Below are 13,240 nucleotides of genomic sequence, written 5' to 3' on the forward strand. Positions count from 1 at the left end.
AGGCGACTGCGCAGCCAGCCCCGGGTCGTCAAACGCAAGATGTCGAACTACAAGGCCAAGGCCAGTCGCCACCGCGACTGGCCCCAGCCAACCCGGCCCTCACACGACGCCATCGTGATCCAACCGCCATAAAGCAACGGCATTGCGCTTAGCCGGCCACGGCCTCGCCGCGGGGCAGGGTCGCGACGACCTCGTACGAGTCCTCCGTGCGCCTCGCCGTCAGCTCTCCGCCCAGGCTGCGCACGCGCTCGGACATGCTCGCCGTGCCCGAGCCCGCCGAGACCGGGGCCCGGCCCGGGGTCCGGGCGGGCAGGGTGTTGCTGACGGCGATGCGCAGCCGGGGGCCGTCCGCCGTGACCGACACGTCGATGGTCTCGCCGTGCGCGTGCTTGGCGGCGTTCGTCAGGCACTCCTGCACCACCCGGTAGACCGCCGCCTGCCGCAGCGGCGACAGCGCGTGCGCGTCCGGATCCAGGGCCAGCCGTACCGGCGAACCGGCCCGCCCGCTCTCCTCCGCCAGCGCCGGCAGCCCCTCCACCCCCGGGGTCGAGGCCCGCTCCCCCCGCTGCACGATGATCTCGTTGAGCACCAGGTGGGCCCGGCGCGCGGTGTCGGCCAGCTCCTCGAAGTCCGGCCCGTACGAGGTCTCGCGCGCCCGCGTCGACAGCACCTCGGAGCGCACCGTGAGCAGGGTCAGCTCCCGCCCGACGAAGTCGTGCACGTCGCGGGCGACGGAGGTGCGCTCCTGCTGGACCGCCTGGAGCACGGCCGACTCGGCCCGCCGGGCGGTGAGCTCCGACACCAGGTCGTGCCGGTAGGCGGCGATGCCCACGGCGGCCGCGAGCACGCCGATGGGCACGATCAGGCTGAGGAAGGAGCTCAGGCTCTCCACCCTGGGCTCGGGCCAGCCCGGCACGCTGAACACCAGCAGCGCGAAAGCCACGTACCCGAGCGTGGCGAGGATCCCGGCCCGGCGGCCCCGGTAGCGGCCGACCGAGTAGAGGGCGAACTGGATCAGGGTGAGCTCGTGCAGCCAGCCGATGAACAGCAGCGCGGCGAGGTACGAGACCCAGGGCGCCCGGCGCCGCACCAGCAGGGTCGAACAGCCGGCGGCGAGCACGACGGCGGCGAGCGGCCCGTTGAGCGAGTTGTCGGCGGCGGCGAGGCCGGGAAGGTCCAGCGCCATCAGGGCGAGGCAGCTGAGGGCCGTGAGCACGTCCAGCGCCCGCGGTGAGCCGGCCCACCCCTCGCTGAGCCGGCGGCCGTGGGCCGCGGCCCGGTGGAACGCCGAGGCGACGGGCTTGACGTGCATGCCCTCCATCATCCGTGCACAGCGCCACGGATCGGATCCACAGGGACCGGATATCGAGTGATTTAGGGCACTTCAGACAAGCCGGAAGTTCCTGCGACACCGCCCCCCGCGCGGGGAAGGCATACGGGGAAGGCCCCCACATCGACCGACGGTGTGGGGGCCTTCACTCGCTTGCGGCGGCTAGCCGGCCGGCAGCGCGTCCAGCTGGGCCCGGAGCCGCGCGATGTCGGCCTCGGCCTTGGCGAGACGGCCCTTGATCTTGTCCACGACGTTGTCGGGGGCCTTGGCGATGAACGCCTCGTTCCCGAGCTTCGCCTCGGCCTGCTGCTTCTCCTTCTCGGCTGCGCCGAGGTCCTTGGAGAGGCGCTTGCGCTCGGCGGCCACGTCGATGGTGCCCGACAGGTCGAGCGCGACGGTCGCGCCGGCGACCGGCAGGGTCGCGGTGGCGCTGAAGGAGTCGCCCTCGGGCTGGAGGCGCAGCAGCTGGCGGATGGCGCCCTCGTGGGCGGCCAGCGCCGTACCGGTCAGGTCCAGGCGGGCCGGGACCTTCTGGCCGTCCTGGAGACCCTGCTCCTTGCGGAACCGGCGGACCTCGGTGACGACGGCCTTGACGAGGTCGATCTCGGCCTCGGCCGCCTCGTCGCGGAAGCCGCTGTCGCTCGGCCAGTCGGCGATCACCAGGGACTCGCGGCCGGTCAGCGTGGTCCACAGCGTCTCGGTGACGAACGGGACCACCGGGTGCAGCAGCCGCAGCATGACGTCGAGGACCTCGCCGAGGACCCGGCCGGAGACCTGGGCCTGCTCGCCGCCCGCGAAGAAGGTCGTCTTCGAGAGCTCGACGTACCAGCTGAAGACCTCGTCCCACGCGAAGTGGTACAGCGCGTCCGACAGCTTCGAGAACTGGTAGTCCTCGTAGAACGCGTCGACCTCGGCCACGGTCTTGTTGAGCTGGGACAGGATCCAGCGGTCGGTGGCCGACAGCTGCTCGACCGGCGGCAGCTCGCCCTCGATCGTCGCGCCGTTCATCAGCGCGAAGCGCGTGGCGTTCCAGATCTTGTTGGCGAAGTTGCGGGAGGCCTGGACCCAGTCCTCGCCGATCGGGACGTCGACGCCCGGGTTGGCGCCGCGGGCCAGGGTGAAGCGGACCGCGTCCGAACCGTAGGTGTCCATCCAGTCCAGCGGGTTGACCGCGTTGCCGAAGGACTTCGACATCTTCTTGCCGAACTGGTCGCGGACCATGCCGTGCAGGGCGATGGTGTGGAACGGCGGGGTGCCGTCCATCGCGTACAGGCCGAACATCATCATCCGGGCGACCCAGAAGAAGAGGATGTCGTAGCCGGTGACCAGGACGGAGTTCGGGTAGAACTTCGCCAGGCTCTCGGTCTGCTGCGGCCAGCCCATGGTGGAGAACGGCCACAGACCGGAGGAGAACCAGGTGTCCAGGACGTCCGTGTCCTGGGTCCAGCCCTCGCCGCTCGGCGGCTGCTCGTCGGGGCCGACGCAGACGACCTCGCCGTTCGGGCCGTACCAGACCGGGATGCGGTGACCCCACCACAGCTGGCGCGAGATGCACCAGTCGTGCAGGTTGTCGACCCAGTCGAAGTACCGCTTCTCCATCTCCTGCGGGTGGATCTTGACCTTGCCGTCGCGGACCGCGTCACCGGCGGCCTTCGCCAGCGGGCCGACCTTGACCCACCACTGCATGGACAGGCGCGGCTCGATGGTGGTCTTGCAGCGCGAGCAGTGGCCGACGGAGTGGGTGTACGGACGCTTCTCCGCGACGATCCGGCCGTCGGCGCGCAGCGCGGCGACGATGGCGGAGCGGGCCTCCAGCCGGTCCAGGCCCTGGAAGGGGCCGTGGGCCGTGATGATGGCGTGCTCGTCCAGGACGGCGAGGTTCGGCAGGTTGTGGCGCTGGCCGATCTCGAAGTCGTTCGGGTCGTGCGCCGGGGTCACCTTGACGGCGCCCGTGCCGAACGCGGGGTCGACGTGCTCGTCGGCGACGACCGGGATCCGGCGGCCGGTCAGGGGCAGTTCGATCTCGGTGCCGACGAGGTGCTTGTAGCGCTCGTCCTCCGGGTGGACGGCGACGGCGGTGTCACCGAGCATCGTCTCGGCGCGGGTGGTCGCGACGACGATGGACGCGTCGCCCTCGCCGTAGCGGATCGAGACGAGCTCGCCCTCGTCGTCCTGGTACTCGACCTCGATGTCGGAAATCGCGGTGAGGCAGCGCGGACACCAGTTGATGATGCGCTCGGCGCGGTAGATCAGCTCGTCGTCGTAGAGCTTCTTGAAGATCGTCTGGACGGCCTGCGAGAGGCCCTCGTCCATGGTGAAGCGCTCGCGCGACCAGTCGACGCCGTCGCCGAGGCGGCGCATCTGGCCGGAGATCTGACCACCGGACTCGGCCTTCCACTGCCAGACGCGCTCGACGAAGGCCTCACGGCCCAAGTCGTGGCGGGACTTGCCCTCCTTGGCGAGCTCGCGCTCGACGACGTTCTGGGTGGCGATGCCCGCGTGGTCCATGCCGGGCTGCCACAGCGTCTCGAAGCCCTGCATGCGCTTGCGGCGGGTCAGGGCGTCGATCAGCGTGTGCTCGAAGGCGTGGCCCAGGTGGAGCGAGCCCGTGACGTTCGGCGGCGGGATGACGACGGTGTACGGCGGCTTCTCGCTCTTCGCGTCGGCCTCGAAATACCCACGTTCTACCCAGCGCTCGTAGAGCTTCCCCTCTACCTCGGCCGGCGCGTACTGGGTCGGCAGTTCGGAGTTGGGGCTGCTGGGTGTCTGCGTGTTCTCGGTCACGAGCCAAAGGATACGGGCGGTCCCACCTCCGTTACGAATCGATACCGCAGAGCGGCCGCCCGTTGACCTTGGCCGCGGCGGACCCGTCTCATGCGGGCATGAACGAGATCAGCCGGCAGACCTTCCCGGCGCAGCCCGGACAGCCTGCCCAACCTGCGCCACCCGTGCCACCCGTGCCGCCCGCGCCGCCCGCGCCGCCCGCGCCGCCGAAGAGCAAGCGCGCCCTCAAGACCGTCGGGACGGTGCTGGGCATCGCCGCGGGCGTCGTCATCGGCAAGCTCGCCGTGGCCGCGCTCCTCGGCGGGACCGACGGCCCCGCGGACGCTGGCCGCTACAAGCTCGTGCCGCCCGCCACCTTCCAGAGCCTGAGCCTGCAGGACTCCGGACCGCGGGTCGACGCGATCAAGCAGGGCCAGAACCAGTCGGGCCCCGCGAAGCCGGGCACGACGAGGGTGGCCGTCGTGTACGCCGACCAGGCGGGCACCGCTCAACTGGTGGTCAGCGGCGCGGCGGGCAGCTTCCACGACAAGGATCCCGGCGCCGAACTCACCAATGCCCTGAAGGGGATGGGCCTCAAGGAGGCGGAGATTACGACGCACGAGGCCGGGAACCCGGCGGGCGGCGCGATGCGCTGCGGCACGGTCGTGATAGCCGAAGGTTCGATGCCGATGTGCATGTGGGCGGACCACAGCTCCCTGGTGACGGTCACCGTCCCCATCGAGAACAAGCCGGTGACCATCGACGCGCTCGCGGCGCGCGCCCGTGAGCTGCGGGCCGTGATGGAAGTGTCCACGTCGTAGTAGTTCCGTAACGCCTGGGACCCCGGAGCCCGGCCGCGATCGATCTTCCGCAAGGATGTGAGCCACATAAGAAGTTCCTAAAGAAGTTCCTAAGGGGGACGCAGGGATGAGCTACAACCAGCCAGGGCCTTACGGTCAGCAGCCGCAGCAGCCCGGACCGTACGGGCAGCAGCCCCCGCCGCCGGGCCCGTACGGGCAGCCCGCGCCCCAGCCGGGCTACGGCTACCCGCAGCAGCAGCCGGGCGTCCCCCCGCAGGGCTACCCCCAGCAGCCGCCGACGCCCGCGTACGGCTACCCGCAGCAGCAGGCCCCGTACGGCGGGCAGCCGCCGAAGAAGTCCAAGGCGGGCGTCATCATCGGGGTGGTCGTCGCGGTCGCGGTCATCGCGGGCGCCGGCTGGTACTTCACGAAGGGCGGCGGCGCAGGCGGCTCGGTCGCTTCCGACACCAAGGGCTACAAGCTGGTCGCTCCGGAGTCGGTCGACGACTTCAAGAAGGACCCGAAGTACCAGGACAAGCCCATTACCGACAAGGACAAGACGGAGGCGGAGGCCGTCGGCATCAAGAACCCCACCAAGGTGGGGCAGCAGTACCAGTCCGGCGACCCGAGCAACCCGCTGTCGGCCAAGGCCCTGAACTTCTCCGGCCTCTACGGCGAGATCGCGGACCCCGAGAAGACGGTGGACGCCTACTTCGCCACGGCCAAGCTCAACGCCGGCAAGGACAAGTCCATGTCGGTGGAGCTGATCGGGAGCCCCCAGGCGGTGACGCCGTCGGGGTTCAAGGGAGCCGTGATGAAGTGCCAGGAGATGAAGTTCACCTCGACGAGCACGAGCACCACGGCCAAGGGCCCGAAGCAGTTCACGCTGCCGGTCTGCATCTGGGGCGACTACAGCACCTTGGCCATGGTCAGCGCGACCGACCTGGCCTCCGTGATGGCGGGCAAGACGGGCTACACCCTGGAGCAGACCTCCGAGCTGGCGGCGAAGCTCTACAACACGGCCCGCGTCAAGTCCTGATCAGGAGGGCGGTCGGCGCAGGGCGACGCGCCCCGCGCCGACCTGTCCCACATTCTCACGCCAGCTGGTAGCACGCCGTGGAAGCGTCATCGGCCTTCACTCCAAGGTCCACCAATGCCCGCAGACAGGCAAGGCGGTTGAATCCATTGGGATCCCATGTGGCGCCGACATCGCACGCATCCTGCACCCTCGGACCCACGGTGTAACCCAAGTTGCGCATGTAGACCTGACAGTCAGCCGACGAGGCCGACGCGGGTGAGGCCGCCACGATCGGCAGTGCAGCCGCAGCAAATGTGGCCGCCAGAACGCCGAGCGTACGCTTCTTCATTCTCTCGTCCCTCCGTAGAAGAATTTCCCGAGATGAAGTTGATCAAGGGGGACGTCCCCACGCCAGATGGTCTAGAACAATTGACCGATTGCTGCGCATCGGAGTCCTGAACGCGCGAAGGGGGCGCCCCCGACCGGGAGCGCCCCCTTCGCGTAGGTTCTGTCGTCGGCTACGCCGACTTCTCCTGCGGGCCCTGGTCCTTCGGGACGATCCGCGGGACCAGCGTCGGGTTGACGTTGGAGCGGACGACCTCGGCGGTGATGACCACGCGGGCCACGTCCTTGCGGGACGGGACCTCGTACATCACCGACATCAGGACCTCCTCCATGATGGCGCGCAGGCCGCGCGCGCCCGTCTGGCGGAGGATCGCCTGGTCCGCGATGGCTTCGAGGGCCTCGCGCTCGAAGTCCAGCTCGACACCGTCGAGTTCGAACAACCGCTGGTACTGCTTCACCAGGGCGTTACGCGGCTCGATGAGGATCTGGAGCAGGGCCTCGCGGTCCAGGTTGTGCACGGAGGTGATGACGGGGAGGCGGCCGATGAACTCGGGGATCATCCCGAACTTCACCAGGTCCTCCGGCATGACCTCCTGGAACTGGTTGCTCGCCTCGATCTCGCGCTTCGAGCGGATCGTCGCCGCGAAGCCGATGCCCTTGGCGCCCGCACGCGACTCGATGATCTTCTCCAGGCCGGCGAAGGCGCCGCCCACGATGAAGAGCACGTTCGTCGTGTCGATCTGGATGAACTCCTGGTGCGGGTGCTTGCGGCCGCCCTGCGGCGGGACGGAGGCCGTCGTGCCTTCCAGGATCTTCAGGAGGGCCTGCTGCACGCCCTCGCCGCTCACATCGCGGGTGATCGACGGGTTCTCGCTCTTGCGGGCGACCTTGTCGATCTCGTCGATGTAGATGATCCCGGTCTCGGCCTTCTTGACGTCGTAGTCGGCGGCCTGGATCAGCTTGAGCAGGATGTTCTCGACGTCCTCGCCGACGTACCCGGCCTCCGTCAGCGCCGTCGCGTCGGCGATGGCGAACGGGACGTTGAGCATGCGCGCGAGCGTCTGGGCCAGCAGGGTCTTGCCCGAGCCCGTGGGGCCCAGCAGCAGGATGTTGGACTTCGCGAGCTCGATCGCGTCGTCCCGGCCCTGCGCGCCGCCGTTCTCGCCGGCCTGGACCCGCTTGTAGTGGTTGTAGACCGCGACGGAGAGCGCCTTCTTCGCCGGCTCCTGGCCGACGACGTAGCTCTCCAGGAACTCGTAGATCTCACGGGGCTTGGGGAGTTCCTCCCACCGGACCTCGGAGGTCTCCGCGAGTTCCTCTTCGATGATCTCGTTGCAGAGGTCGATGCACTCGTCGCAGATGTACACACCGGGTCCTGCGATGAGCTTCTTCACCTGCTTCTGGCTCTTTCCGCAGAACGAGCACTTGAGCAGGTCGCCGCCGTCACCGATGCGTGCCACGAGGTGCTTCCCCTTCGCCTGGGAGACGCCTGGTTCAGCGCTCCTGGTGCCTCATATCCGACGGTACCTTGCCGGGGGCCCCGAACGGGGCCCCCTTGACGTGGTTCACATCGCCGAATTCGACGGCGTGTCCACGCCAATTGGCGGCAAGGATCAGTGCGAGCTCTTGCGGGTGGAAACGACCTGGTCGATCAGGCCGTACGCGAGAGCGTCCTCCGCAGTGAGAATCTTGTCGCGCTCGATGTCGTCGCGGATCTTCTCGATCGGCGTCGTCGAGTGCTTGGCCAGCATGGTCTCCAGCTGGTCGCGCATGCGCAGGATCTCGTTGGCCGCGATCTCCAGGTCGGAGAGCTGCTCGCGGCCGGTGCCGCCGGAGGGCTGGTGGATCAGCACACGGGCGTTCGGCAGGGCCATGCGCTTGCCGGGGGTGCCGGCGGCGAGCAGGACCGCGGCGGCGGAGGCCGCCTGGCCCATGCAGACCGTCGAGATGTCCGGCTTCACGAACTGCATCGTGTCGTAGATCGCCGTCAGCGCGGTGAAGGAGCCACCGGGGCTGTTGATGTAGATCGAGATGTCGCGGTCCGGGTCCATCGACTCCAGGCACAGCAGCTGCGCCATGACGTCGTTGGCGGAGGCGTCGTCGATCTGCACGCCGAGGAAGATGATGCGCTCCTCGAAGAGCTTCGCGTACGGGTCGTACTCGCGCACGCCCTGCGAGGTGCGCTCGACGAAGCGCGGGATGACGTAGCGGTTGTCCACCTGAGCGCCGGTGTAGAGGCCGCTCGCGGGAGAGAGGTTGTTCATGTGCATCTGGGTGTTCACCATCCTGGTGGCGTTCTGCGGGCTGAGGCTTGCCTGTGCGGGCGGGCGTACGCGAGGTCGCGCGCCGGGATCAGGCCCCGGTGCCGCCGCCGCCCGGCACGTTGGACGCGGCCGAGATGATCTCGTCGATGAGGCCGTACTCCTTGGCCTCCTCGGAGGTGAACCAGCGGTCGCGGTCGCCGTCGCGGATGATCGCCTCGACGGACTGGCCCGAGTGGAACGCGGTGATCTCGGCCATGCGCTGCTTGGTGCGCAGCAGGTACTGGGCCTGGATCTTGATGTCGGACGCGGTGCCGCCGATGCCGGCGGAACCCTGGTGCATCAGGATGTCGGTGTTCGGCAGGGCGAAGCGCTTGCCCTTGGCGCCACCGGTGAGCAGGAACTGGCCCATGGAGGCCGCCATGCCCATACCGATGGTGACGACGTCGTTCGGGATGTACTGCATGGTGTCGTAGACCGCCATGCCCGCCGTCACGGAGCCACCCGGGCTGTTGATGTACAGGTAGATGTCCTTCTCCGGTTCGGCGGCCAGGAGGAGGAGCTGCGCGGTGATCTTGTTGGCGATCTCGTCGTCGACCTGCTGGCCGAGGAAGATGATGCGCTCGCCGAGCAGCCGGTTGTAGACATGGTCGCCGAGGCCGCCACCGATGGACGGCTCACCCGCGGCGTAAGGCATCAGATTCGTCACGTATCCACCTGCTCGTCTCCGACGGCCATGTGCCGTCTCAGCGTCTCGTTCTGGGGCGCGGTCCGGCCGGTGCGGACAAGTCCGCCGGCATCCGGGTACTCACGTGCCCTCGTATTCATGGACCCTAACGCGCAGGTCGGACAACGCCATCCCGCTTCCCGAACTGTTCGCTCGGAGCGCAAGCTCCCAGGGCCTTCCGGGGCCTGTGCAGAAGGGCCCGGACGCGGCTGCGTCCGGGCCCTTCTCGGCACTGCTCAGTGGGCTTGGCCCGGGGTGTTACTTGGCCTCTTCGGCCTTGTCCTCGGAGTCACCCTCGACGGCGGCCTCGACCGTCTCGACGGCCTGCTCCTCGTCCTCGTCGGAGAGGTCGACGACCTCACCGTTGGTGTCGACGACCTTGGAGGCCTCGACGACGACCGCGAGGGCCTTGCCGCGGGCGACCTCGCCGACCAGCATCGGGACCTGGCCACCCTCGACCACGGCCTGGGCGAACTGGTCGGGGGACATGCCGGAGGAAGCGGCGCGGCGCATGAGGTGCTCGGTGAGCTCCTCCTGGTCGACGCCCAGCTTCTCCTTGTTGACCAGCGCGTCGAGGACGAACTGGGTCTTGATGCCCTTGATGGCCTGCTCGGAAGTCTCGGCGTCGAACTCCTCGACCGTCTTGCCCTGGAACTCCAGGTACTTCTCGATGGTCAGACCCATCTGGCCGAGCTGGTGGTGCTCCAGGTTGTGCTTGCGGGTCTGGACCTCGTCCGCGAGGAGCTTCTCGGGGATCGGCACCTCGACGAGCTCCAGCAGCTTCTCCAGGACGCGCTCCTGGGCCTGCGTGGCCTGGTCGTACTGCTTCATGTTCTCGAGGCGCTTGCGGCTGTCCGCCTTGAGGTCCTCGAGGGTGTCGAACTCGCTCGCCATCTGCGCGAACTCGTCGTCCAGCTCGGGAAGCTCACGGGCGGAGACCTTGGTGACCTTGACGGTGACCTCGGCGTCCTTGCCCTCGGCGGAGCCGCCCTTCAGCTGGGAGGTGAAGGTGGCCTCGCCACCGGCCTCCAGGCCCTTGACGGCCTCGTCGATGCCTTCGAGCAGCTCGCCCGAGCCGATGGTGTAGGACACGTCGGAAGCGACGCCGTCCTCCAGCACCTCACCGTCGACCTTGGCCTCCAGGTCGATCGTGACGACGTCGCCGTCCTGGGCGGCGCGCTCGACGTCCTTGGTGGACGCGAAGCGGCCGCGCAGCTGCTCGACCGACTTCTCGATCTCCTCGTCGGAGACCTCGATGGCGTCGACCTCGACCTCGATGCCGGAGTAGTCCGGGATCTCGATCTCGGGGCGGACGTCGACCTCGGCGGTGAAGGCCAGCAGCTCGCCGTCCTTCAGCTCCGTGATGTCGACCTCGGGCTGGCCCAGCGGGTTCAGGTCGGCCTCGTTGACCGCCTCGGTGTAGAACTTCGGGAGGGCGTCGTTGACGGCCTCCTCCAGCACCGCACCGCGGCCGAAGCGCTGGTCGATGACGCGGGCCGGGATCTTGCCCTTGCGGAAGCCCTTCACCGTGACCTGCTGGTTGATCTTCTTGTACGCCGCGTCGAGGCTGTCCTTGAGCTCCTCGAAGGGCACCTCAACAGTGAGCCGAACCCGAGTCGGGTTCAGGGTCTCCACGGCGCTCTTCACGGTTCGGTCTCCTTGTGGCTGACTGCTGGGGGTTCTGCCGTCACGCTGCGATTCAGCGGTTCAGCGGACTTCGGCCCGGTACATCAGACACACGGGCACGCAGCTTGCATAGTAACCGCAAGCGGCAATCAGCCCACAACGCGATCTTGTGGAGACCCCTTCTACGGACTCGGAGGGGACACTGCTGCTGGTCGGGGTGGCCGGATTCGAACCGACGACCTTCCGCTCCCAAAGCGGACGCGCTACCAAGCTGCGCCACACCCCGTCGGTGCGACACGTAGGGTACATGCCCGGAGACCCTCTGATGCGCTGGGTTTCCCGACCGGTTTCCGGCAGGTCCTCGCCGCGGGCGCGAATGTGGTGTGCGTTCCCCTGGCTCGACCCGCTAGGATGCTGTCCGTGCAGCGGTCCCCGGACCTGCGGCGCGCGCGTTGCGGGCGTAGCTCAATGGTAGAGCCCTAGTCTTCCAAACTAGCTACGCGGGTTCGATTCCCGTCGCCCGCTCTGAATGACGAAGGGCCAGGTCAGAGGACGTTTCCTCCGCCTGGCCCTCAGTCGTTCCCACGCGCCGTTCGGGCTCAGCGCGTGCCGATCGCCTGCTGGTAGTCGAAGAAGCCGGTCGGGTCGTATTTCCTCTTCACGTCGACCAGACGGGGGTAGTTCGTGCCGTAGTAGGCCTCCCGCCAGTTCTTCAGCGTCGGATCCGGGAAGTTCTGGTACGCCTGTTCGGGGGCCTTGCCGGGGAAGATGTCGTCGTAGAACTGCTGGACCCAGCGGAGGTTGGCTTTGGCGACGCTGGGGAGGTCGTAGTCCGCCCACGAGGTCTCGGCGGCGAAGACGAAGAGGTCGTCTCGGTGTACGAACGCGGTCGCGTTCGGCGGTACCTGGTTGATCTCACCGCCGAGGGCGAACATCGCGAACCCGGCTCCGTCCTCGTTGCCGCTGCCGGGCCAGTCCAGCAGGCGCTCGGCTGCCGCGCTGACCTGCTGATCGGTCAAGAGAGTGCGGGAGTCCAGGATCGCCGATTTGGTGGCGAAGCGTTCGATCGGTGTGGTGGCGCTCAGCAGTACGCTCGCCTCACCGGGCGTGACCTGACGAACGGACGCGCTGTTGCGGGCGCGTTCCTCGCTCGTGCCGATCTCGAGCAGCGGTTCGAGGATGGCCCGCAGTTCGCGGACAGTGCCGTAGAACTGGCCGATGGCGTTGACGTTGGCGTTCGCACGGATCTGCGCCTTGGTCCTCCCGTCGGTACCGATGCCCAGACGCAGATGGAACCGCCTGTCGCCCACGGTGTCCTGGGCGATGCGCTGCGCGGCGGCGACCGCCGGCAGTACGGAGTCCAGGCTCCATCGGAGCTGGTAGAAGCCCACGGTGCCCTCGAACTGCTCGTACTGGAAGGTGAACGAGGTGTGGACACCGAAGTTGTTGCCGGCTCCGCCGCGGCAGGCCCAGAACAGGTCGGGGTGCGCATCCTCGCTGGCATTGACCGTGCGTCCGTCGGCGAGGACGACGGTCGTGGAAACGAGCCGGTCGCAGGTCAGGCCGAACATCTTGTCGCTGAACCCGATACCGCCGCCGAGCACCAGCCCCGCGACCCCGACGCTGGGGCAGCGACCGGTCGGCACGAACATGCCGTCGTCCTCCAACAGCGGATGCAGGTCGCCATTGGTGACGCCGGCCCCTACGGTGATGGTACCGGCGTCGTGCACGACCCTCATCGGCCCGTAGGTCCGAGGGCGGGCTCGGCCCGGCGTCGGAGTGGAGACGATGCTCTTCATGCGGGCCATGTTCAGCAGCAGGCCCGTGGTGGTCGAATACCCGGCGTAGTTGTGTCCCAGCCCCGAGCGCGGCACGGCGGGCATCTCTACCGAGCGAGCCCAGCGGATCGCTTCGGACACGTCCTCGGCGGTCGCGCAGGCAACGATGCCGGCAGGCTGAATTCCGTCGTACCTGTGGTTGTACGGCAAGGCCAGCGACGGGTATACGGGGCCATGCGGCCGGTAGAGGGTGGCCCCGGGCGACAGCGCATCAGCCAGCCGCTTCCAGTCCCGGCCGTCGACCGCCCCTGCCGCCTGAGCTGACGCAGCCGCACTCTCCGGTGCCTGCAGCCCCAGCGCGCCGCCGATGCCGCCCAGCACACCCGCCCGCAGCACGTTCCGCCTGTCGATCACGACGACCTACCCTCACACAGCGGCCGCAGACTCCCCTGCGATGCCATCGGCCAGTCCATTGATCGTCGACCGGCGCCATCCCCGTCGAAGGCCCACTCGCCGGACCCGCCACACGAAAGGACGAGGGACGCACTGCCAAACAGCTCAGACCCACGCCCAGGGCCGTTGCCCGCACGGC

General features: G+C 68.4%; 10 protein-coding genes and 2 tRNA genes. 3 read left to right on the plus strand and 9 right to left on the minus strand.

Features of this window, described 5'->3' with window-relative positions:
* Positions 1–148: 148 nt before the first annotated feature.
* Both OG429_RS14360 and OG429_RS14365 read right to left on the minus strand, forming a co-directional pair.
* Positions 149–1,312 carry a sensor histidine kinase gene (locus OG429_RS14360; RefSeq protein ID WP_328925716.1) on the minus strand — a complete coding sequence of 388 codons (1,164 nt, stop codon included), beginning with the start codon at positions 1,310–1,312 and terminating at the stop codon, positions 149–151.
* Between the two features lie 180 nt (positions 1,313–1,492).
* Positions 1,493–4,114, minus strand: a complete 2,622-nt coding sequence (locus tag OG429_RS14365; RefSeq protein ID WP_328925717.1) for a valine--tRNA ligase — start codon at positions 4,112–4,114, stop codon at positions 1,493–1,495.
* 98 nt (positions 4,115–4,212) lie between these two features.
* On the opposite strand from OG429_RS14365, the gene OG429_RS14370 reads away from it, so the two are divergent.
* Positions 4,213–4,914 (plus strand): hypothetical protein, encoded by a 702-nt coding sequence (locus OG429_RS14370; protein ID WP_328925718.1) that lies wholly within the window; start codon positions 4,213–4,215, stop codon positions 4,912–4,914.
* Positions 4,915–5,020: 106 nt separating this feature from the next.
* On the plus strand, positions 5,021–5,932 hold the full coding sequence (locus tag OG429_RS14375) for a hypothetical protein (RefSeq protein WP_328925719.1): 912 nt from the start codon (positions 5,021–5,023) through the stop codon (positions 5,930–5,932).
* 55 nt (positions 5,933–5,987) lie between these two features.
* Here the strand turns inward: OG429_RS14375 and OG429_RS14380 are convergent, their stop codons facing one another.
* The 6 genes from OG429_RS14380 to OG429_RS14405 all read right to left on the minus strand — a co-directional run bounded on the left by OG429_RS14380 (position 5,988) and on the right by OG429_RS14405 (position 11,156).
* Positions 5,988–6,260, minus strand: coding sequence for a hypothetical protein (locus OG429_RS14380; RefSeq protein ID WP_328925720.1), 273 nt, complete (start codon positions 6,258–6,260; stop codon positions 5,988–5,990).
* Positions 6,261–6,429: 169 nt separating this feature from the next.
* The gene (clpX, locus tag OG429_RS14385) at positions 6,430–7,716 is read right to left on the minus strand and encodes an ATP-dependent Clp protease ATP-binding subunit ClpX (protein ID WP_328925721.1); all 1,287 of its coding nucleotides are present in this window, start codon (positions 7,714–7,716) and stop codon (positions 6,430–6,432) included.
* Positions 7,717–7,869: 153 nt separating this feature from the next.
* Positions 7,870–8,541 (minus strand): ATP-dependent Clp protease proteolytic subunit, encoded by a 672-nt coding sequence (locus OG429_RS14390; RefSeq protein WP_328925722.1) that lies wholly within the window; start codon positions 8,539–8,541, stop codon positions 7,870–7,872.
* Positions 8,542–8,608: 67 nt separating this feature from the next.
* Positions 8,609–9,226, minus strand: coding sequence for an ATP-dependent Clp protease proteolytic subunit (locus OG429_RS14395; RefSeq protein ID WP_328925723.1), 618 nt, complete (start codon positions 9,224–9,226; stop codon positions 8,609–8,611).
* A 276-nt stretch (positions 9,227–9,502) separates the two neighbouring features.
* On the minus strand, positions 9,503–10,891 hold the full coding sequence (tig, locus tag OG429_RS14400; protein WP_328925724.1) for a trigger factor: 1,389 nt from the start codon (positions 10,889–10,891) through the stop codon (positions 9,503–9,505).
* Positions 10,892–11,079: 188 nt separating this feature from the next.
* A tRNA-Pro gene (locus OG429_RS14405) sits at positions 11,080–11,156 on the minus strand.
* A gap of 168 nt (positions 11,157–11,324) precedes the next feature.
* Between OG429_RS14405 and OG429_RS14410 the strand changes: the two genes are divergently transcribed.
* Positions 11,325–11,395: transfer RNA gene (locus tag OG429_RS14410), tRNA-Gly, on the plus strand.
* Positions 11,396–11,469: 74 nt separating this feature from the next.
* Here OG429_RS14410 and OG429_RS14415 read toward each other — a convergent pair.
* Positions 11,470–13,029, minus strand: a complete 1,560-nt coding sequence (locus OG429_RS14415) for an FAD-binding oxidoreductase (protein ID WP_328925725.1) — start codon at positions 13,027–13,029, stop codon at positions 11,470–11,472.
* Positions 13,030–13,240: the final 211 nt, after the last annotated feature.

Source organism: Streptomyces sp. NBC_00190 (assembly GCF_036203305.1).
Classification (GTDB): Bacteria; Actinomycetota; Actinomycetes; order Streptomycetales; family Streptomycetaceae; genus Streptomyces.

Excerpts from the sequence above, each read along its gene's own strand:
- OG429_RS14390 (WP_328925722.1), bottom strand. The coding sequence starts at position 8,541 with ATGGTGAACACCCAGATGCACATGAACAACCTCTCTCCCGCGAGCGGC.
- OG429_RS14370 (WP_328925718.1), top strand. The coding sequence starts at position 4,213 with ATGAACGAGATCAGCCGGCAGACCTTCCCGGCGCAGCCCGGACAGCCT.
- OG429_RS14380 (WP_328925720.1), bottom strand. The coding sequence starts at position 6,260 with ATGAAGAAGCGTACGCTCGGCGTTCTGGCGGCCACATTTGCTGCGGCT.
- OG429_RS14360 (WP_328925716.1), bottom strand. The coding sequence starts at position 1,312 with ATGCACGTCAAGCCCGTCGCCTCGGCGTTCCACCGGGCCGCGGCCCAC.
- OG429_RS14375 (WP_328925719.1), top strand. The coding sequence starts at position 5,021 with ATGAGCTACAACCAGCCAGGGCCTTACGGTCAGCAGCCGCAGCAGCCC.